Genomic DNA, 19,868 nt, shown 5'->3' with positions numbered 1-19,868 from the left:
TCCCTCAGCGGTGTTGCCGTTCGCTCATGTAGAGCGACTACACAGCACTCACGGCGCCTTGCTGAGAGCCAAAATGGGCTCCAGCAGCAACAGCTCACTAATTGAGAACGCCCCCTAGCCCCGGAGCCGTGTATTTGCTTTCAGGGCACGCAGCAAGTACTTCCCTGTATGCTCGTCGTCAGCATCCATGCTGGTGGCGGCCCTGAAAGCAAATACACAACTCCTCCCTTCTGCCCGTGTGTATCTATCTCTGATGGGAAGATTTGGTGTGGGGTGTGCCTTCCCTGACCGTATGCGGCAGGGATGCCGCATCCGAGCTTACAGGGATGTATTGACAGCGTGTCAGGGAAGGCGCACCCCACGGCAAATCGCCACCCAAGCCTACATTCCCCTCCTTGCCTAAGGTTCGTTTTAGAGTTAGCGTAGTCCCTCAACCTTACTCGGTATAAGCCCTCTTGAACCAACCAACCCAACCGTTTGATATCACCATTGCCGGCGCCGGCATGGTGGGTGCTACCTTGGCGTTACTGCTGCGTCAGGAAAATCCCGACTGGCGTATTCTGGTGGTGGAGCCGCATCCACAACAAACCAGTGACGACTACAGCCCCAGCTTTGACGACCGCTCCACAGCCCTTTCCTGGCGCACGCGGGAAGTGTTTGAAAAATTGGATCTGTGGCAGCAACTGGAACAGCGCGCCGCCGCCATCGAGCAGATTCAGGTAAGCGATAAAGGTCACATTGCCTCCACCGAACTCAGTGCCAGCGAACAGGGCATGGCCGCTTACGGCTATGTGGTGGCAAACCGCTGGCTGGGGCAGATATTGCAACAACAGCTGGCCGCAGCGGATATTGAGCTGGCCGCCCCCGCCACCATCGAACAGGTGGCAATGACCGAGAATGGTGCCGAGCTGACCTTAAGCGATCGCGATGCCAACACCCGTTGCGAACTGCTGGTAATCGCCGATGGCGCGCGCTCTGCCACTCGCGACATGCTGGGTATTGGCACCCATATTGAAGACTACGGCCAGCTGGGGCTGATTGCCAACATTGCCCTGGCACAACCCCACAACGGTGTCGCCTACGAGCGTTTTACCGCCAACGGGCCGATGGCGCTTTTGCCACTGCCAGACACCAAAGACGGCCAACACCGCAGTGCCCTGGTGTGGACCTTGCCGCCGGATCAGGCCGAGCATTTAAGCCAGTGTGAAGAAACGGAATTTTTGGCCCGGTTGCAACAGGTGTTCGGCTACCGCCAGGGACGATTGCTGGGCACCGGTAAACGTCAGCTCTACCCGCTCAAACTGATGGAAAGCCGCGAACAGATACGCCGCAATCTGGTGGTGGCGGGCAACGCCGCCCACAGCCTGCACCCGGTGGCGGGACAAGGGTTTAACCTGGCGATTCGCGATATTGACGCCCTGGCAACCACGCTGGCCGAGGGCGCAGCTCAAGGGCAGTCTTTGGGCAATCTGCCCCTGTTGCAACGCTACCAACGGGACAGAGCGACAGACCAACAGCGCACGGTGGCGGCCAGTCACTGGCTGCCAAAAATATTTGCCGTCGACAGTCACGCGGCGGCGCTGGCTCGCGGTGCCGGCCTGTTTGCCATGGATATGGTGCCGTCGATGCGGGGGCAGTTCGCCCGTTACGGAATGGGGGTTCAGTAGACAGATGACATTCAGAAAACAGATGGCAGAGGACAGAAGTCAGATAGAGCGCAGCTTCGATGTAATTGTGGCTGGGGGCGGCATGGTCGGTAGTGCTTTTGCTGCACTGCTGGCCAAACACTGCCAGGGTTTATCCATCGCCGTAGTGGAGTCGCGCCCCTTCGACGGCCACTTCGCAGGGGATGATTTTGACCCGCGAGTGGTGGCGTTGACAGAAACTTCGCGACAACTGCTGGAACAAATTGGCGTATGGCCCGCCATCGCCTCACGGCGAGTCGCACCCTATACTCATATGTCGGTGTGGGATGCAGACGGTACCGGCTTTATTGAGTTTGATAGCAGCGACGTGAGTTCTGCCAGCCTCGGCCATATTGTTGAAAACTCCAATATCCTTGGCGCGTTACAACAGCATATTGGGCAGCGCAGCCAAATTGAATTTATCTGCCCGGCCAAAGTGACCGGGGCCGAGTATTTGGCCAGCGGCATGACAGTTACACTGGACAGCGGCGAACAGCTGTCGGCGCAATTACTGGTGGCTGCCGATGGCGCACTGTCCAAGGTGCGCGACCTGTGCGGATTTCAGTTGCACGACACTCCCTACGGCCACAGCGCCATTGTCGCCACCATTCGCTGCCAGCACCCCCACCAGAACACCGCCCGCCAGTGGTTTGCCAGCGACGGGCCGCTGGCGTTTTTGCCGTTGCCGGAAGATCACACCATCTCTTTTGTGTGGTCCCAGCGGGAGCAAAAAGCCGACCAGTTAATGGCACTTTCGGACGCCGAATTTTGCACCCAACTGACCCGCGCCAGCAGTGCCTGTCTGGGCAATGTGGAGTCGCTGTCAAAACGCTTCTGCTTTCCCCTGCACCAACGCCACGCCAGCGACTATGTGCAGCCGGGCATCGCCCTGCTGGGGGATGCCGCCCACACCATTCACCCCCTGGCCGGTCAGGGTGTAAATCTTGGTTTTAAAGATGTGATCGCATTGGTGGACGAACTGCAACGAGCCCGCCTGCGCGGTTTGCCCCTGGGGGAACTATCGCTACTGGGCCGTTACCAACGCCAGCGCAAACCGGACAACCTGGCCACCATGCTCGCCATGAAAGGCTTCAAAGAACTGTTTGCCAGTGACAATCTCGGTGTGCGCCTGTTGCGCAATCAAGGCATGTCGCTGGTGAACCGGATGGGCCTGGTGAAACAGCAGCTGGTGCGACAGGCAATGGGGCTTTAAACCCAGTCAACAGGACGCCCACTGGCGTGGGCTACAGGGGACAGCTGATCGAGCGAGATATTTTACGCACTCTGTAGTTATTTCTTTCTGAACACAACTTGCTGAGCCTGAGATCCTTCGCTATCGCTCAGGATGACAATATTCTGCTGTCAGCTGTCAGTGCGCGCAGCGCACGCCCTGTCACCTGTATCCTGCTTTCCTTCCACCCATTTCTCAAACGCTTCGCCATCCATTGGCCGCCCCAGGTAATAACCCTGGGCGTATTGACAGCCTTGCTTCTTCAAAAAGTTGAATTGTTCTTCCGTTTCCACGCCTTCTCCCACCACCTGCAGCGACAGCTTTTGCGCCAGGCTGATAATGGTGTCGGTGAGGGTGGCGGCGGAGGGGTCATCTTCGATGCGACTGACAAAGGCGCGGTCGATTTTAATGATATCGATGGGAAAGGTGGTGAGGTAACTGAGGGACGAATAACCGGTGCCGAAGTCGTCAATGGCAATGGAAACACCGGCCTCTTTCAGCCGGTTCAGCACTTTCAGGGCGCGCTCCACATTTTGCGCCAGCAGGCGTTCGGTAATCTCCACGGTAATACTGATATCTGCCGCCTGCTCAATGATCAAATCCAGCCACAGTTCCAGCGAATTGTCCCGCGAGGAAAATACCCGCGGAGATATATTCACCGACAAACAGGGGTGCTGGTTCTGCTCGCTGTCCAGCTGGCGAATGTAGGCACTGGCTTTTTTCAGCACCAGTCGGTCGATGGCGTTGATCATGCCGGTTTCTTCCGCCAGTGGAATAAATTCATTGGGGGGCACAAATTTGCCGCTCTCAATCCACCGCACCAATGCTTCACATTTCAGCGGCAAGCCTTCCTGCAAGGGTACGATGGGCTGGAAGTGGGCTTGCAGATCCTCGTTGGCAATGGCGGCCTGCAGTTTGTTGTGCAGGATGTGGCGACTCTCTGAGATGCGCTGCATCTCCGCGGTAAAGTAGAGGCAACCATTGCGGCCGGATTTTTTTACTTCGTACATGGCCTGGTCTGCATTGGTGACCAGTTCTTCGGCACTGCGGCCGTGTTCCGGGAAGCTGGAAATACCAATACTGGCGCTGCAAAACAGCTGGTGATCGAGAATATCGAAGGGCTCGTTGATGCGCTTGAGAATATTGGCGGCAATGGCATAGGTATCACCGCTGTTACTGATGTTGTCCAGAATGACGGTGAATTCGTCGCCACTGTAACGGGCCACCGTATCCGTACGCCGGGTGCAGCCTTTAATGCGGTCGGCCACTTCGGTGAGCAGCATGTCCCCGGCCTTGTGGCCGAGGTTATCGTTGACCGCCTTGAAGTTGTCCAGGTCGATAAACAAGATGGCGATGCTCTTTTGCTCTCGCTCTGCCTGCAGCAGCAATTTTGCCAGGCGGTTCTCAAACAGAAAGCGATTGGCCAGCCCGGTGACAGTGTCGTAGGTGGCCTGGCGCTGGATCATTTCGATAAATTTTTTCTTTTCGGTGATGTCCTGCACCGCACCCACCACTTCAGCAATATGGCCGCGGCGATGTACCGGGTTGCCGATCAACCGTACCCAGCGGGTATCGCCGCTGTGGTCGATACTCAATTCCACGTCGAATTTGCGGCCACTGGTAATGGCTTCCTGAAACAGGTATTTGAGCTGCTTGCCCTGGGATTCCGGGAACAACGCAAGAATGGCGTCAATGTTGTGTTCGGTGTCTTGCGGGAAGCCGAAAATTTGTGCCGACTGTTCACTGAGATGTGAGAGTTCGCCGTCGGCGTGCAACTTCCAGCCGCCGATGAGTGCCAGCTTGCCGGCGTCTCGCAGCAATTGTTCGCTCTCTTTCAGTTTGGATTCAAAGCGGTGGTGGCTGACAACCTGCCGATGGCGACTGCGCAACATCAACAGCGCCACAACAGCGGCGATGATAAACACCAGTTTCACAACCCAGGTCAGCAAGGAGGTACTGCGCCAACCGCCACTGGGCTGCGCACTCAACTGCCAAAAGCCGGAGCACACCGCAACGGTGGTCTGAATATTGTCCGGCTGCAAAAACAGGCCGTCGTCACCAAAAAATGAGGCACTGTTGGCACTGAGAGTGGGCCGATTGCGAATGGCCAGGTCGGTGGTCAAGGTGTCGCTGTACAGGCCAATGCGCTGGTACAGGGCATTGGCGTCCAGCGGCGCAGAAACCACCCCCCAGAATTTGCCGCTGTCGGGGCCGCGACGAATAAACACCGGCGCGCGCACAATAAAGGCGCTGCCTCCCTGTACCAGATCCACTGGCCCGGCAAGAACCAATGACTTGGTGTCGCGACTTAACAGTACGTCGGCGCGCTGCTGTGGGTGATCCAGATAATTCAGCCCCAGCACTGATTCATTGCCTTTCAGCGGGTGCACCATGGTTACGGTCAAATCCGGCGCGGCGGCCAGATTTACCAACAGCTGGTTATCCTGCAACAGCTCATGGGCAAATTCGGCAAAGTCTTCTTTGCTGATGTCCGGGGCCATGGAGATGTGCGCCACCAGACCCTGAATAAGCGAGGTTACCCGGTTGATTTCGCCACTGAGTTTGGTCGAGATGGTATTGATCTGCGCGGTGGTTTGGTCACGCAGATTGCGAGTGTGCTGCTGTTGCAGGTGGTATTCGCTGACAAACTCCAGCAAAAAAATGACCGTCAAACTCAACAGTGTCAGGTGCCAGGGAATCGCCCGTCGAACACACAGGTAAACAGCAACGGCCACAATAATGGCAACACAAACAAAAAAGAGAATATCCATCGGCCAGGGGGCGTTCTCAATTAGTGAGCTGTTGCTGCTGGAGCCCATTTTGGCTCTCAGCAAGGCGCCGTGAGTGCTGTGTAGTCGCTCTACATGAGCGAACGGCAACACCGCTGAGGGCCACTTTTGTTTTAAAGTAAGTGGGCCCAGCCCTTCGGGTTGCGCCTGAAATGGCGCCATACTGTGTTATTCGTCGCTCATTTGCTTTTCGTTTAAAAGAAAGTACCAAACCACTCTCCTCATGCCTTGTCTGGCGCCATTTCAGGCACAACAGCAATAACTCACTAATTGAGAACGCCCCCTAGTCGGTGATGGGTTTATCGTTATTGACGACGAGTATTCACCTCACCGGCGATGGCGTCAAGGCTGCAAACTCAGTGGCGGCTCATCCAGCGCCGCCAGTTGCTCCCGCAGCTCCAGAATGTGTTCGCCCCAGTAGCGTTCGCTGTTGAACCAGGGGAATGCCCGGGGAAACGCCGGGTCGTCCCAGCGGCGCGCCAGCCAAGCGGCGTAGTGCATCAGGCGCAACGAGCGCAGGCCTTCAACAAGCGCCAGCTCTGCCGGGTCAAAATCACAAAACTGCTGATAGCCCTCGACAATGGCATCCAGCTGTTCGGTCTGCTGGCGGCGGTCGCCGGACAGCAGCATCCACAAATCCTGAATCGCCGGGCCGCTGCGACAGTCGTCAAAATCCACAAAGTGGGGCAAATCGTCGCGCCACAGAATATTGCCCGGGTGACAATCTCCGTGCAGGCGAATAACTTGATAGTGGCAATTGTCGAACAGTTTTTGCAGACGTGGCAGCAAATCCTCCACCAGAGTGCAGTAGGCGGTTTCCAGCGCCATTGGCAGGCTTTGTTGATGGCTTAAAAACTGGTAGCTGTCGATGGCATAGCTCTGCACATCAACACCGGGACGATGCAGGAAGGGCCGGGCTTTGCCCGCTGCGTGAATGCGCCCCAGGTAGCGGCCAAGAATTTCCAGATTGTCGAGGTTATCCAGCTCCGGCGCCCGGCCGCCGCGCCGCTCGAATAGGGCAAAGTCAAAATCGCCATCGCTGTGCAGGGTTTGGCCGTCGCTGTCGGCCACAGGTGGCACCACCGGAATGTCCAATTGTGCCAACTCCTGAGTGAATTGATGCTCCTCAAGAATCTGCTCTCGCGTCCAGCGCCGGGGGCGGTAAAACTTGGCAATCAGCGGCTCGCCATCTTCAATGCCCACCTGATAAACGCGGTTTTCATAGCTGTTGAGAGGCAAGATGCGGGCATCGCTGAAATAGCCCTGCTGCTCCACCGCGTCAATCACTCGATCCGGCGTCAGGGCATCGTATGGATGGGTATGGTTATCGGCGTCTGGCAAAATCATGGCTGCATGATACAGACACTTCCCAAATTATTCTGGGGTTGGTATTGATTTGTCTATAAAATGCCGCCTTCAACCAATTCACGACTAATTCACACCAATGAGAATTTGCTATGGGAAACCGCACTGCCCTGTTTCAGGTTCACAGCGACCTGGGAGGCAAAATTGTCGATTTCGGTGGCTGGGATATGCCACTCAATTACGGCTCACAGATTGAAGAACACCACACCGTGCGCCAAAAGGCGGGCATGTTCGATGTCAGCCACATGACCGTGATTGACGTCAGCGGAGCAGACGCCCGCGCCTATCTGCGCAAACTGGTGAGCCACGATGTCGCCAAGCTCGACGGCAACCCCGGCAAGGCACTGTACAGCGGCATGCTCAACGAACAGGGCGGCGTTATTGACGACCTGATTATCTACCACAACAGTGCCACGGATTACCGCGTGGTAGTGAACTGCGCCACCCGCGAAAAAGACCTGGCCTGGATGAACCAACAGGCCGGCGATTTTGACGTCACCCTGGCCGAGCGCCCGGAATTCGCCATGATTGCCATTCAGGGCCCCCAGGCCATTGAGCTCACAAAGTCCGTTGTTTGCGCCGATGCGGTTACCGCCATCGACGCACTCAAGCCTTTTGTGGCAGCCCCCGTAGGCAGTTGGTACATAGCACGCACCGGTTACTCCGGCGAAGACGGCCTGGAAATCATGCTGCCCGGCGACCAGGCCGCGGATTTCTGGCAGCGCCTGCACAAGGCCGGTGTTGAGCCCTGTGGCCTGGCGGCCCGCGACACCCTGCGGCTGGAAGCGGGCATGAACCTGTACGGCAACGACATGACCGACGAGGTATCGCCGCTGGAAGCGAATATGGCCTGGACCGTAACCTGGGAACCGCAGGATCGCGACTTTATCGGCCGCGCCGCGTTGACTCAACAAAAAGCCGATGGCGTCAAAAACAAACTGGTGGGACTGGTATTTGAAGGCCGTGGCGTTTTACGCGCCGGCATGACCGTGGTGGTTGAAGACAGCGACAACAACGGTATTATTACCAGCGGCGCGTTTTCGCCCACCCTGGGCACCGCCATCGCATTCGCCCGGGTGCCGAAAACCGTGGGCGACCAGGTGCAGGTTGAGCTGCGGGGCAAACTGGCCCCCGCCCGAGTAATCAAACCCTGCTTTGTGCGCAATGGCGCCAAGGCTTTTGAATAAGAGATTGAGGACAAGAAAATGAGCGAAGTAATCAGCGGCCTGAAGTACATAGCCTCCCACGAGTGGATTCGCGATGAAGGCGATGGCACGGTTACCGTAGGTATCACCGACCACGCTCAGGAAGCATTGGGCGACATTGTGTTTGTGGAACTCCCCGATGTCGGCGCAGAGCTGGCCACTGGCGATGACGCCGGCGTGGTGGAATCGGTAAAAGCCGCCTCCGACATTTACAGCCCGGTATCCGGCGAAGTGGTCGCCGTTAACGACGAACTGGAAGACGCCCCGGAAACCGCCAACAGCTCCCCCTATGGCGATGGCTGGTTTTTCCGCATCAAACTGAGCGACGCCTCTGAACTGGATGCACTGCTGGATGCAGATGCCTACCAGGAAGTGTGCGATAACGAATAAACAACGTTAACAGTTCACAGGTTACAGGACGCGCTGCGCGCTACAGAAAAAGCCCGTTACTGTAACCTCTTAGCGCGCAGCGCGCCCTGTCACCTGTACCCCTTCTGCACTTATGACTGACCTGAAACTGCGCCTTAAACCCGGCAAGGAACGCCGTATTCGCGGCGGTCACCCCTGGGTGTACAGCAACGAAGTGGATGTGGCGGCAACACCGTTGAAAGGCATGGCCGCAGGCGCTACAGCGGTTGTTGAAGACAGCCGCGGCAACAGTCTGGGAATTGCCACGGTCAGCCCCAACAGTCTGATTTGCGCGCGCCTGTACAGCCGCGACCCGCAGCAATCGCTGGACACCGACTTTTTCCGCAACCGCTTTCGCACCGCACTGGCACACCGGGAAGCCACCTACCCCGGTGGCTACTATCGACTCTGCTATGGCGATGCAGACGGCCTGCCGGGTATTGTCGTAGACCGCTTTGGCAACAACCTCAGCCTGCAACTGGCCACCGCCACCATGGATGTCCATCAGCAGGAGATTGTGCAGGCACTGGTAGACGTGACCGCCCCCAGCGGTATTGTGCTGCGCAACCTGGGCCCGTTCCGCCAACAGGAAGGTCTGCCGGAATCCGTGGACGTAGTATGGGGTGAAGTCCCGGAAACGGTGGAAATCACCGAAAACCGCACCCGCTTTGTGGTGCCATTAATGCAAGGGCAAAAAACCGGCTGGTTTTACGACCACCGGGAAAATCGTGCCCTGTTACAACGCCTGTGCCCCGGCAAAAGTGTGCTCGATGTATTCAGCTACGCCGGTGGCTGGGGTGTGGCAGCACTGGTGGCCGGCGCCCAATCTGCCTGCTGTGTGGACGCCTCTGGTGAAGCACTTAAGGCCGCAACAGCCAGCGCCGAACTCAACGGAGTAGCGGGCAACTTCAGCACCCATCAGGGCAAGGCCGCAGAAGTGCTGAAAACACTGGCAGCAGAAAAGCAGCAATTCGATATTGTAGTGTTGGACCCTCCGGCTTTTATCAAACGTCGCAAAGACATTCGCCAGGGAGAGAAGGCCTACCACCAGATAAACCAACTGGCCATGAAAGTATTGGCCCCCGGCGGCCTGCTGGTATCGGCCTCCTGCTCCATGCATCTGACAGAGCCCATGCTGATGGACGTAGTGCGCCAGGCGGGATCACGCAGTGGCCGCCACTTGCAGATTATAGCCAGCGGCGGTGCCGGTCTGGATCATCCGGTGCACCCGGCCATCCCCGAAACCCGCTACCTGAAAGCCATTTTTGCCAGAGATATTGCTCATGGCCGGTGATCAGCTAAAGCCAGGACTCTACCGCCACTACAAAGGCAATGACTACCAAGTGATCGGCGTGGCGCGCCACTCGGAAACGGAAGAGCCCCTGGTCGTTTATCGCCCCTGTTATGGCGACCGCGATTTGTGGGTGCGGCCGCTGGCGATGTTCACCGAAATCATCGAGCGAGATGGAGAAACTATCCCCCGCTTCACCTTCGTAACATCTGACAAATAAATGATACCTCCACACTTGAAGACATGAATCGGACGTTACTTCCTGTGACCGTATGCGGCATGGATGCCGCATCCGAGCATACAGGGACGTACTCGCTGCGTGTCACAGGAGGTAACGTCCGATTCATGTCCTGCTCCAACTTTGCCCCTTCATAACACCCCCAAAATAATTAGTGACTCAACCCCCCCAACCCGCTCCCGCAAAGTCGAAAAAAATTCATCCCAAATTAAAAAAAAGATTTACAGAATGCTGCCGATATAGGCATAGTAAAAGCGCACGTTTTGTTGGCAGGCGCGTTGGATTTCTGCCGCATCATGCCCCTCGGCGACCTACAAGCCTGCCGTCTTTCCACACACGTACCGGGAGAAGTACTTATGGGAGACGCTGTATCAGTGGCCCACCACACTGACAACCCTGCTCACACCAAAAACTGCGAACAACCCACCATCTACATTCTGGACACCAACGTCCTGATTCACGACCCCACCGCCCTGCTCAATTTTGAAGAACACCATGTCGCCATTCCAATGACCGTATTGGAAGAACTCGACAAACTGAAAAGTGGCCGCAACACCCTGGCAGCGGACTGCCGCCAGGCCATTCGCGGCATCGACCAGATACTGGGAGGCGCCAGCTCGGAAGAAGTGGAAAGCGGCGTCGCCATCCGCCGGGGGGAGAAAAGCAAACCCCTGGGCACCCTCTCCATTTTGATGAGCCAGGCACCGGACAATGTCGCCGTACTGCCCACCCACCTCAACGACAACAAAATCATCAACGACATCTGCCTGCTGAAAAAACAGTACCCGGACAAGCGCGTTGTACTGGTCACCAAAGACATCAATATGCGCCTGAAGGCGCGGGGCTGTGGCATCGACTCCGAGGATTACCACAACGACCAGCTAGTCAGTGACATTGAACTGATCAACAAAGGTTTTGTGGAATTCAGCGGCAGCTTTTGGGATTCTATCGAATCGGTAGAAACCGAAGCGGACGCGGGCTACGCCTACCACAAAGTGCCCCGCAGCGACCATTTGCAAGAGGTCTACCCCAACCAGTTTGTACTCGATGAGCAGGGCTTTGTGGGTCAGGTAGTGGAAATTACCGACACCAGCATCACCCTCAAACAACTGGATCAACAATCGCTGCTGGAACAGGAAGCCTGGGGCCTGAAACCCCGCGACATCTACCAGGCCATGGCGCTACACCTGCTGATGGACCCGGACATCCACCTGGTGAACCTGGTGGGCTCCGCCGGTTCCGGCAAAACCATCCTCGCCCTGGCAGCGGCCATCGAACAGACGGTGACCACCAAAACCTACCGCCGCATTATCGCCACCCGCAGCACTCAGGGTCTGGACGAAGACATCGGTTTTTTGCCCGGCACCGAGGAAGAAAAAATGGAACCCTGGCTGGGGGCCATTACCGACAACCTGGAAGCCCTGCACTACGACGACGAAGACTGCTCCGGCAGTGTCGATTACGTGCTCAACAAAGTGCCGCTGATGTTCAAGTCCCTCAACTACATTCGCGGCCGCAGCTTCCAGCATAGCCTGATATTGATCGACGAGTCGCAAAACCTCACCCCCCACCAGATCAAAACCATCGTCACCCGTGCCGGCAAAGGCTCCAAGGTGGTGTGCCTGGGCAACCTGGCGCAGATCGACACCCCCTACCTGAGCGCCACCAGCTCCGGCTTAACCTATTTGACGGAACGCTTTAAAGGCTTTGAATACGGCGGCAACATCCAACTGCAAGGTGTGCCCAGGTCGCTGCTGGCGGAGTACGCGGAGGCGAATTTATAGCTGTGGATATCACCGCTCTTGGCAAAAGCGCAAGGTGAATTAGCTGCCAATTTTGACCCCTGACTGGTGGATTACGCCGCTTCGCGGCTAATCCACCCAGCGGCACAGGGATGTATTTACGGCGTTTCATAGCAGGCAATACCGGATTCAGGTTCGGTGCCACCCCTGCCGCTATCAGGTTTTTTTCTTGTCGTACTTGGCGTTAGGGGGCGTTCTCAATTAGTGAGCTGTTGCTGCTGGAGCCCATTTTGGCTCTCAGCTAGGCGCCGTGAGTGCTGTGTAGTCGCTCTACATGAGCGAACGGCAACACCGCTGAGAGTCAAAATGGGCCCAGCCCTTCGGGTTGCGCCTGAAATGGCGCCATACTGTGTTATTCGTCGTTTATTTGGAGCAACCAAACCACTCTCCTCATGCCTTGTCTGGCGCCATTTCAGGCACAACAGCAATAACTCACTAATTGAGAACGCCCCCAATACTGTCTTTCACAAAACGGGCGTCATACACCATTTTGCCGTCTTCGCTGACCGGCCCTTTGACGAGCTGAATCAGCAACAGAGAGCGGGGCTCCTTCAAAAGTTCAATGGTGATGCCTGCCCAGGCCCGCTCGGAAGGGCGCGACAGATTGGAGTAAGCATTCAGCCTGGGGTCGCTGTTGGTCTGAACCGTTAAGCCACCACCGTAACGGGTGCGGTCCTGTCTGACTTGGCTGCCATCCTGGTAATTGATATCAATATCGCCGGAATTGATTTCGGTAGACCCACTATTAATGCGCCCACCTCGGGCCTCAAACTGCCCGCGCTGGGTGTAAGGCCGTTGCTGGCGAACACCCTCCAGGCGATACAGGGTTTGTTTGTCCACCAGGGCAAACTGCTGGTAGCCCTGTGCAGTGGCCAGGCGACGAGCTTAGGGGGTGTTAACCAGCAGTAGCGGCTAACTGATGGTAAACACCCTCTAAATATTAGCGCAGGCATGTCAGTTATGGAACAATAGCTTCCAGACTTGGGAGGCTGTAAGTGATTGATAAAGAGGGCTTTCGCCCAAACGTAGGTATTGTAATCGCCAATGATCACGGCCAGCTGCTGTGGGCCAAGCGCATTGGCCAGAATGCCTGGCAATTTCCCCAGGGCGGCGTTGACAAGGGCGAATCACCAGAACAGGCGCTCTACCGGGAGCTGTACGAAGAAGTGGGCCTGCGCAAGCAAGACGTCAAACTGCTCGCCTCCACCCGCCACTGGTTGCGCTATCGCCTGCCGAAAAGGTACGTGCGGCAAAACGCCAAACCCCTGTGCATTGGCCAGAAACAAAAATGGTTTCTGCTCAAACTGGTGGGCGACGAAAGCAATATCTGTTTTGAATGCGGCGACAAGGCGGAATTTGACGGCTGGCAGTGGGTGAACTACTGGTACCCGGTGGACAAAGTGGTGGACTTTAAAAGAGATGTTTACCGCCGCGCCTTGCGGGAATTGGCTCCGGCCCAGCTTGAACTGGAACGTGGCCGCAACGGAGGCCGGCGTGCTTGACTCCCTGCGCAGTATTGTTCAGGAAGTAAACTCCGCCACCCACATGGCGGAGGTGCTGACCATTGCCGCCCGCCGGGTCAAAGAGGCCATGCAGGTGGGCAGTTGCTCCATCTTTTTGTGCGAGCCGGATGGCAGCTACGTATTGCGGGCATCGGACGGCTTTCACCAGCAGTCCATCGGCAAAGTGCACATTGCCGAAGGCGAGGGTCTGGTGGGCCTGGTGGCCACCAAAGAAGAACCCATTAACCTGGAAAACGCCAGTCAGCACCCCAGCTATGCCTACTTCCCGGAAACCGGCGAAGAGCGATTTACCTCTTTCCTAGGGGCACCCATTATCCACCACCGCAAACTGCTGGGGGTGGTATTTGTTCAGCAGGAGCAGCAGCGCCGTTTTGACGAGGGCGAAGAAGCCTTTCTGGTCACCGTCTGTGCGCAACTGGCGGCCACCATTGCCCACGCCGAAGCCACCGGCGAATTGAAAGACCAGCTCAACAAGCCGCACAGCAAAAAATCCCGCAAGCAAACCGAAGTGGTACTTAACGGTATTCCCAGCGCACCGGGCATCGCCATTGGCACCGCAGTCCTGATGGCGGCACCGGCGGATTTGCGAGCGGTGGCGCGGCGCTACATCGACAACGTGGGTGACGAGCTGGCGCATTTCAAGGAGGCCATCCGCCACACCAAAGAAGACCTGCACACCCTCGACAGCAATATGGTGGGCAAACTCAGCTCCAGCGAGCGAGCGCTGTTTGGGGTGTATATCAGCATGCTGGACGACCACACCCTCAGCGATGAAGTGGTGGCCCTGATTCGCGATCAAAAACTGGCGGCACAAAGCGCCTGGGCAGCGGTGATTCGCGAACACGTGCGCAACTTTGAACGCATGGAAGATGCTTACCTGCGGGAGCGCGCCTCCGATGTGCGCGACCTGGGACGACGGGTGCTGGCGCACCTGCAACAGCGCCAACCGAAACAAATCGAGTACCCGGAAAATTGCATACTGGTCGGCGAGGAACTGGCAGCGCCGATGCTGGCAGACGTGCCCCACGACAAGCTGGTGGGCATGATTTCCGTGCGCGGCTCGCGCAACTCCCACATGGCCATTTTGGGGCGCGCTCTGGGCATTCCCACGGTGATGGGAGCGGTGGATTTGCCGCTGGCGGAAATCGATGGCAGCGAGCTGATTGTCGACGGCCACCAGGGGCGCATCGTCGCGCACTTCTCCCGCCGGGTTCGCAACAGCTACGAAAAACAGCGCCGGGAAGAAGAACTGCTGGCAGCCAACCTGGAACAGCTGCGCGACCAGCCCTGCATCACCTGCGACGACCACCGGGTGGGCCTGTGGGTAAATACCGGTTTGCGTATCGACACCATGCTGTCGCTGGATCGCGGCGCCGAAGGCGTGGGCCTGTACCGCACTGAAGTGCCCTTCCTGATGCACGAACGCTTCCCGTCAGAAGAAGAACAACGCAAAATTTATCGCGAACAATTGGAAATTTTTGCGCCTCGCCCGGTCACCATGCGCACCCTGGATGTGGGCGGCGACAAGGCGCTGCCGTATTTCCCCATCGAAGAAGCCAACCCGTTTCTCGGCTGGCGCGGTATCCGCGTCACCCTGGACCACCCGGAAATTTTTCTCAGCCAGATTCGCGCCATGATGAAGGCCTCGGAAGGGCTCGACAACCTGCGCATCCTGCTGCCCATGATCTCCAACATTCCGGAACTGGAAGCGGCCATGCAACTGATTTACCGGGCCTTCGACGAACTCACCAAAGAAGAAGGCTTCGACCTGGTCATGCCGCAAATCGGTGCCATGGTGGAAGTGCCGGCAGCGGTGTACCAGATTCGCGAAATCGCCCGCCGGGTGCAGTTTTTATCGGTGGGTACCAACGACCTCACCCAATACCTGCTGGCGGTGGACCGCAACAACAGCCGAGTGGCCGACCTCTACCACGCCTTTCACCCGGCATTGCTCAACGCCCTGCAAATTATTGTCGATGGCGCCCAGCGGGAAAACTGCCCGGTAAGCGTGTGCGGCGAATTTGCCGGCGACCCCCTGGGCGCCGTACTGCTGGTGGGCATGGGCTATCAGGTGCTCTCCATGAGCTCTGCCAACCTGCTGCGGGTAAAAGCCATATTGCGACAGGTAAGCATCAAGGAAGCCCGCAAACTGGCAGAAAAAACCCAGACCATGCCCGATGCTTCTGCGGTGGTTGAACACCTGCAAAGCAAACTGGCGAGGCCAGGGGTTCAGGAGTTATTGGGGGCTTGATAGCCACTTCCCTTCCCGTCAATGAGCAACCGTGGCAATCTTGTGGTTTCACTCAGCACTGTCATCCTGAGTGAAACGAAGGGCCTGTATTTGGCCATAATCTGTCGCATAAATTTCTTGTACAAAATTCTTCGTTGCGCTGAGAATGACAGCTACACCACCTCTAATCGATAGCCTCCCTCCGCCACTGCCTCAGCCTCAACCTCCAGCTCCACCATGGTCAGTGGGTGGCGTTGGCGCCAGTCTTCCGTGGTGCGCAGGGTCAGGGTGTTATGGCTGGCGCTGGCTTCAAACTCCGGCTCGCCTTCCAATAACGCCACGTACTTAAACAGCGCCGCAAGGCGCAGTAACACGCACAAGCGGCCCAGCGTCACCCGGCTCCGCTTGGGCAATTCGTCCAGCAGCTCAACGGGAAATTTGCGGCGGTGGCCGCGCACCAGCAGCGCCAGCCATTGCTGATCGCGGCGGGAGAAGCCCGGCAGGTCAGCGTTGTGAATCAGGTATTCACCGTGTTTGTGGAACTGGCTGTGAGCAATGGTAAGGCCCACCTCGTGCAGGCGCGCTGCCCACATCAACAATTGCCGCTGTTCTCGCCCCAGCTTCCAGTCGTCGCTCACCGCTGCAAACAACTGTTCGGCCATGGCCTCTACCTGTTCGGCATTTTGCATGGCTACGCCACTGCGCTGCACCAGGGCATTAACCGTACGCTCGCGCACGTCTTCATGGCTGAGGCGGCCAATCATGTCGTACACCACCCCTTCGCGCAGCGCGCCCAGGGAAATGGCCATGCGTTCAATACCCAGGCAATCCACCAGCGCGCAGGTAATGGCGAGTCCAGGGGCGAATACCCGGCGGCGGTTGTCTTTGAGGCCATCAAAATCCAGCTCGTCCACATGACCGGCTTTAAGCAGTTCACAGCTCAACGACTGCAAACCTTTGGCAGTAATAGAGCCATCCCCCCAACCCTGCAGTTGCAACACCTGAGCAATGGCTTTGAGGGTACCGGAGGACCCCACCGCTTCGTGCCAACCGGCCTGACGGTAGCTGTGACGGATATTGAGCACTTCGCGGGTAGCGGCTTTATAGGCCCGCTCAAAAGCGCGCTTGCTGATGTCGCCATCAGCGAAGTAACGTTTCATGTAGCTGACGCAGCCCATGTGCAGGCTTTCCAGATGCAGCGGCTCAAAGCGCTGGCCAATGGCAAATTCGGTACTGCCGCCACCGATATCCACCACCAGGCGGGACTGCTCGTCGTCAGACAGGGTGTGGGCAACCCCCAGGTAAATCAGGCGAGCTTCCTCCCTGCCCGCAACCACTTCCAGGGGATGGCCCAGCAGTTCTTCAGCGCGCACCACAAACTCCCGACTGTTTTTGGCCGCCCGCAGAGCGTTGGTACCCACCAGGCGAACCAATTCCGGTTCCAGGCTGTCCAACACCTGCTTGAAACGGGCCAGGCAGTCCAGGCCGCGCAGTATGGCTTCTTCGCTCAACTGGCCGCGGGCATCAATACCGGCCGCCAGCTGCACTTTTTCACCGAGGCACTCTACCGGTCGAATTTCGCCATGCTCAACACGGGCGACAATCATGTGAAAGCTGTTCGAGCCAAGGTCGATTGCCGCGAGCAGTGATGGCGTCTCGGGCGCGCTGTCTTCGGGCATACTTGATTTCCCCCAATCGGCCCCCAAATAGGCCTTAATCGTTCGTTGTTGCCTGTGACGGCGAATGCTATGATCGCCGGCAATTGTATCAAGCACGATATTTACGGCCACTCTACATCCTGTTTTTGGAGAACTTTTTATGAGCATTTCACAAATTACCGATGCGTCTTTTGAAGCGGAAGTCCTGAACTCAGATACTCCCGTTCTGGTGGATTTCTGGGCAACCTGGTGTGGCCCCTGCAAAATGATCGCACCCATCCTCGACCAGTTGGCTGAGGAAATGGACGGCAAGGTGAAAATCTGCAAAATTGACATCGACGGCAACAAAGAAATGGCCGCCAAGTACAACGTGCGCGGCGTACCCACACTGATGATGTTCAAAAACGGCAACCTGGAAGCCAGCAAAGTGGGCGCTCTGTCCAAGCCCCAGCTGGCTCAGTTTGTTGAGGAAAATTCCTGATTTGCGGTCAGCAATTCTGTGACCGGTGCCGCAGCCAGCGCTGCGGCACCGGCTCAACCCCTTGCATCGCGGGGATTAGGCGTTATACTGCCCCCATCTACTGCAATTCGCTGTTCCCGGATACGCTTCCCGACCCAACCTGTAACAACTAATAAACCCGGCCGGGTCAATCTGTTTTTAAATACCTGAGATCAGCCACAACCCTATCAACCTCCAGCAAATATCAGCAGCCTCTGGCCGCTAAAACACCAGCTCGACCATTCCTGCCCGAATTTGCCTGACCTTTTCAAAACCAACAAAGCACCTCTGTATGAATCTGACCGACCTGAAAACCAAACCCATTGGTGAACTGCTGAAAATTGCCGAAGGCATTGGCCTGGACAACCTGGCCCGTTCCCGCAAGCAGGACATCATTTTTACCATCCTCAAGCGCCACGCCAAATCCGGCGAAGACATTTACGGCGAAGGGGTACTGGAAATTCTGCCAGACGGATTTGGTTTTTTGCGCTCAGCGGATGGTTCCTACCTGGCTGGACCGGACGACATCTACGTTTCCCCCAGCCAGATTCGCCGCTTTAATCTGCGCACCGGCGATTCCCTGGCGGGCAAAATTCGTCCACCCAAAGACGGCGAACGCTACTTCGCCATGCTCAAGCTGGACACCATCAACTTCGACAAACCGGAAAACGCCCGCAACAAAATCCTCTTTGAGAACCTCACCCCGCTGTTCCCGGACGAGCGTCTCAAGCTGGAGGCAGGCAACGGCAGCACCGAAGATTTGACCGGCCGCATCATCGACCTGGTATCCCCTATCGGCAAAGGCCAGCGGGGGCTGATTGTGGCACCGCCCAAGGCCGGTAAAACCATTATGATGCAGAACATCGCCCAGTCGATTATCCGCAACAACCCGGAAGCACACATCATGGTGCTGCTGATCGACGAACGCCCGGAAGAAGTTACAGAAATGGAGCGCACGGTGCGCGGCGAAGTGGTGGCCTCCACCTTCGACGAACCCCCCAGCCGCCACGTACAGGTGGCTGAAATGGTGATCGAAAAAGCCAAGCGCCTGGTGGAACACAAAAAAGACGTGGTAATTCTGCTGGACTCCATCACCCGCCTGGCCCGCGCCTACAACACCGTGCAGCCGTCCTCCGGAAAAGTGCTCACCGGTGGTGTGGATGCCCACGCCCTGGAAAAACCCAAGCGCTTTTTCGGTGCCGCCCGCAACATCGAGCAAGGCGGCTCACTGACCATTATCGCCACCGCCCTGGTAGACACCGGTTCAAAAATGGACGAAGTGATCTACGAAGAATTTAAAGGCACCGGCAACCAGGAACTGCACCTGGACCGCAAAATCGCCGAAAAACGCGTATTCCCGGCGATTAATGTGCGTCGTTCCGGCACTCGTCGTGAAGACCTGCTGATGAAGGAAGACGAACTGCAACGGGTATGGATACTGCGCAAACTGCTGCACGATATGGAAGATATTGCCGGTACGGAATTCCTGATTGATCGTTTGAAAGGGTTTAAAACCAACGATGAATTCTTTTTGGCGATGAAGAAGAAATGACCTGCGAATGCAGGTCATCCTGAGCGAAGCCGAAGGATCTCGAGCTATTGGCAGCAAAGCGATTCTTCGTTGCACTCAGAATGACAAAAGCATAAAAAAACCGGCTTCAAAAAGCCGGTTTTTTTATGCCTTCAAGAACCTGCCAATCAAACACCAACCACCGTGACATTAGCCGCTTGCAAGCCTTTTTCCCCTTCAACCAGCTCAAAGCTGACTTCCTGACCATCGTAAAGAGTCCGGCGTCCGGTACCGTTAATTTCCCGAAAGTGCACAAAAATATCCGCACTGCCCTCTTTCTCAATAAAGCCATACCCCTTGGCATCGTTAAACCACTTTACTACCCCAGTTACCAAATCAGACATAACACTCTCTCTTTATTATCTTTATCGCAA

16 protein-coding genes are annotated in these 19,868 nt (G+C 56.8%); 11 read left to right on the top strand and 5 right to left on the bottom strand.

Annotated elements, in window-relative coordinates; genetic code table 11:
* The first annotated feature begins 455 nt into the window (after positions 1-455).
* Together ubiH and ACVBEJ_RS07680 are read left to right on the top strand one after the other, a co-directional pair.
* Positions 456-1,667 carry a 2-octaprenyl-6-methoxyphenyl hydroxylase gene (gene ubiH / locus ACVBEJ_RS07685; RefSeq protein ID WP_447129032.1) on the top strand — a complete coding sequence of 404 codons (1,212 nt, stop codon included), beginning with the start codon at positions 456-458 and terminating at the stop codon, positions 1,665-1,667.
* Positions 1,668-1,689: 22 nt separating this feature from the next.
* The gene (locus ACVBEJ_RS07680) at positions 1,690-2,898 is read left to right on the top strand and encodes a UbiH/UbiF/VisC/COQ6 family ubiquinone biosynthesis hydroxylase (protein ID WP_447129031.1); all 1,209 of its coding nucleotides are present in this window, start codon (positions 1,690-1,692) and stop codon (positions 2,896-2,898) included.
* 149 nt (positions 2,899-3,047) lie between these two features.
* Here the strand turns inward: ACVBEJ_RS07680 and ACVBEJ_RS07675 are convergent, their stop codons facing one another.
* Complete coding sequence (locus ACVBEJ_RS07675) at positions 3,048-5,867, bottom strand: bifunctional diguanylate cyclase/phosphodiesterase (RefSeq protein WP_447129030.1); 2,820 nt, start codon at positions 5,865-5,867, stop codon at positions 3,048-3,050.
* A 180-nt stretch (positions 5,868-6,047) separates the two neighbouring features.
* On the bottom strand, positions 6,048-7,052 hold the full coding sequence (locus tag ACVBEJ_RS07670; protein WP_447129029.1) for a serine/threonine protein kinase: 1,005 nt from the start codon (positions 7,050-7,052) through the stop codon (positions 6,048-6,050).
* Between the two features lie 110 nt (positions 7,053-7,162).
* Between ACVBEJ_RS07670 and gcvT the strand changes: the two genes are divergently transcribed.
* From gcvT to ACVBEJ_RS07645, 5 genes are all read left to right on the top strand, one after another.
* Positions 7,163-8,257: a glycine cleavage system aminomethyltransferase GcvT gene (gcvT, locus tag ACVBEJ_RS07665; protein ID WP_447129028.1), complete on the top strand. Its 1,095-nt coding sequence runs from the start codon at positions 7,163-7,165 to the stop codon at positions 8,255-8,257.
* Between the two features lie 18 nt (positions 8,258-8,275).
* Positions 8,276-8,665 (top strand): glycine cleavage system protein GcvH, encoded by a 390-nt coding sequence (gene gcvH, locus ACVBEJ_RS07660; RefSeq protein WP_447129027.1) that lies wholly within the window; start codon positions 8,276-8,278, stop codon positions 8,663-8,665.
* A 112-nt stretch (positions 8,666-8,777) separates the two neighbouring features.
* Complete coding sequence (locus tag ACVBEJ_RS07655; protein WP_447129026.1) at positions 8,778-9,977, top strand: class I SAM-dependent rRNA methyltransferase; 1,200 nt, start codon at positions 8,778-8,780, stop codon at positions 9,975-9,977.
* Positions 9,967-10,194 (top strand): DUF1653 domain-containing protein, encoded by a 228-nt coding sequence (locus ACVBEJ_RS07650; RefSeq protein WP_447129025.1) that lies wholly within the window; start codon positions 9,967-9,969, stop codon positions 10,192-10,194. Before ACVBEJ_RS07655 ends, ACVBEJ_RS07650 begins: the two co-directional genes overlap by 11 nt.
* Before the next feature lie 374 nt (positions 10,195-10,568).
* Positions 10,569-11,996 (top strand): PhoH family protein, encoded by a 1,428-nt coding sequence (locus ACVBEJ_RS07645; protein ID WP_447129024.1) that lies wholly within the window; start codon positions 10,569-10,571, stop codon positions 11,994-11,996.
* A gap of 453 nt (positions 11,997-12,449) precedes the next feature.
* Here the strand turns inward: ACVBEJ_RS07645 and ACVBEJ_RS07640 are convergent, their stop codons facing one another.
* Positions 12,450-12,854 carry a hypothetical protein gene (locus ACVBEJ_RS07640; protein ID WP_447129023.1) on the bottom strand — a complete coding sequence of 135 codons (405 nt, stop codon included), beginning with the start codon at positions 12,852-12,854 and terminating at the stop codon, positions 12,450-12,452.
* A gap of 155 nt (positions 12,855-13,009) precedes the next feature.
* Between ACVBEJ_RS07640 and rppH the strand changes: the two genes are divergently transcribed.
* Both rppH and ptsP read left to right on the top strand, forming a co-directional pair.
* Positions 13,010-13,516 carry an RNA pyrophosphohydrolase gene (rppH, locus tag ACVBEJ_RS07635; RefSeq protein ID WP_447129022.1) on the top strand — a complete coding sequence of 169 codons (507 nt, stop codon included), beginning with the start codon at positions 13,010-13,012 and terminating at the stop codon, positions 13,514-13,516.
* Complete coding sequence (gene ptsP / locus ACVBEJ_RS07630) at positions 13,509-15,788, top strand: phosphoenolpyruvate--protein phosphotransferase (RefSeq protein WP_447129021.1); 2,280 nt, start codon at positions 13,509-13,511, stop codon at positions 15,786-15,788. Before rppH ends, ptsP begins: the two co-directional genes overlap by 8 nt.
* Positions 15,789-15,940: 152 nt before the next feature.
* On the opposite strand, the gene ppx is transcribed toward ptsP, so the two are convergent.
* Positions 15,941-17,446, bottom strand: coding sequence for an exopolyphosphatase (gene ppx, locus ACVBEJ_RS07625; RefSeq protein WP_447129020.1), 1,506 nt, complete (start codon positions 17,444-17,446; stop codon positions 15,941-15,943).
* Positions 17,447-17,585: 139 nt separating this feature from the next.
* Here ppx and trxA point away from each other — a divergent pair, with 139 nt between their 5' ends.
* Together trxA and rho are read left to right on the top strand one after the other, a co-directional pair.
* A complete protein-coding gene (gene trxA, locus ACVBEJ_RS07620) occupies positions 17,586-17,906 on the top strand; it encodes a thioredoxin TrxA (protein ID WP_447129019.1) in 321 nt (106 codons plus the stop codon).
* A gap of 310 nt (positions 17,907-18,216) precedes the next feature.
* Positions 18,217-19,476 (top strand): transcription termination factor Rho, encoded by a 1,260-nt coding sequence (rho, locus tag ACVBEJ_RS07615; RefSeq protein WP_447129018.1) that lies wholly within the window; start codon positions 18,217-18,219, stop codon positions 19,474-19,476.
* Positions 19,477-19,622: 146 nt separating this feature from the next.
* Here the strand turns inward: rho and ACVBEJ_RS07610 are convergent, their stop codons facing one another.
* On the bottom strand, positions 19,623-19,838 hold the full coding sequence (locus ACVBEJ_RS07610; RefSeq protein ID WP_447129017.1) for a cold shock domain-containing protein: 216 nt from the start codon (positions 19,836-19,838) through the stop codon (positions 19,623-19,625).
* Positions 19,839-19,868 lie beyond the last annotated feature (30 nt).

This window comes from Porticoccus sp. GXU_MW_L64, assembly GCF_052983295.1.
The sequence above is the reverse complement of the archived record's forward strand: the minus strand, read 5'-3'. Positions and strand labels throughout refer to the sequence as shown.

What these genes read in the sequence shown, in the direction of transcription:
- ACVBEJ_RS07655 (WP_447129026.1), top strand. Translation starts at nt 8,778, where the DNA reads ATGACTGACCTGAAACTGCGCCTTAAACCCGGCAAGGAACGCCGTATT.
- rho (WP_447129018.1), top strand. Translation starts at nt 18,217, where the DNA reads ATGAATCTGACCGACCTGAAAACCAAACCCATTGGTGAACTGCTGAAA.
- ACVBEJ_RS07675 (WP_447129030.1), bottom strand. Translation starts at nt 5,867, where the DNA reads ATGGCGCCATTTCAGGCGCAACCCGAAGGGCTGGGCCCACTTACTTTA.
- ppx (WP_447129020.1), bottom strand. Translation starts at nt 17,446, where the DNA reads ATGCCCGAAGACAGCGCGCCCGAGACGCCATCACTGCTCGCGGCAATC.
- gcvT (WP_447129028.1), top strand. Translation starts at nt 7,163, where the DNA reads ATGGGAAACCGCACTGCCCTGTTTCAGGTTCACAGCGACCTGGGAGGC.
- ACVBEJ_RS07650 (WP_447129025.1), top strand. Translation starts at nt 9,967, where the DNA reads ATGGCCGGTGATCAGCTAAAGCCAGGACTCTACCGCCACTACAAAGGC.
- trxA (WP_447129019.1), top strand. Translation starts at nt 17,586, where the DNA reads ATGAGCATTTCACAAATTACCGATGCGTCTTTTGAAGCGGAAGTCCTG.
- ACVBEJ_RS07680 (WP_447129031.1), top strand. Translation starts at nt 1,690, where the DNA reads ATGGCAGAGGACAGAAGTCAGATAGAGCGCAGCTTCGATGTAATTGTG.
- ACVBEJ_RS07610 (WP_447129017.1), bottom strand. Translation starts at nt 19,838, where the DNA reads ATGTCTGATTTGGTAACTGGGGTAGTAAAGTGGTTTAACGATGCCAAG.
- ACVBEJ_RS07670 (WP_447129029.1), bottom strand. Translation starts at nt 7,052, where the DNA reads ATGATTTTGCCAGACGCCGATAACCATACCCATCCATACGATGCCCTG.
- ACVBEJ_RS07645 (WP_447129024.1), top strand. Translation starts at nt 10,569, where the DNA reads ATGGGAGACGCTGTATCAGTGGCCCACCACACTGACAACCCTGCTCAC.
- gcvH (WP_447129027.1), top strand. Translation starts at nt 8,276, where the DNA reads ATGAGCGAAGTAATCAGCGGCCTGAAGTACATAGCCTCCCACGAGTGG.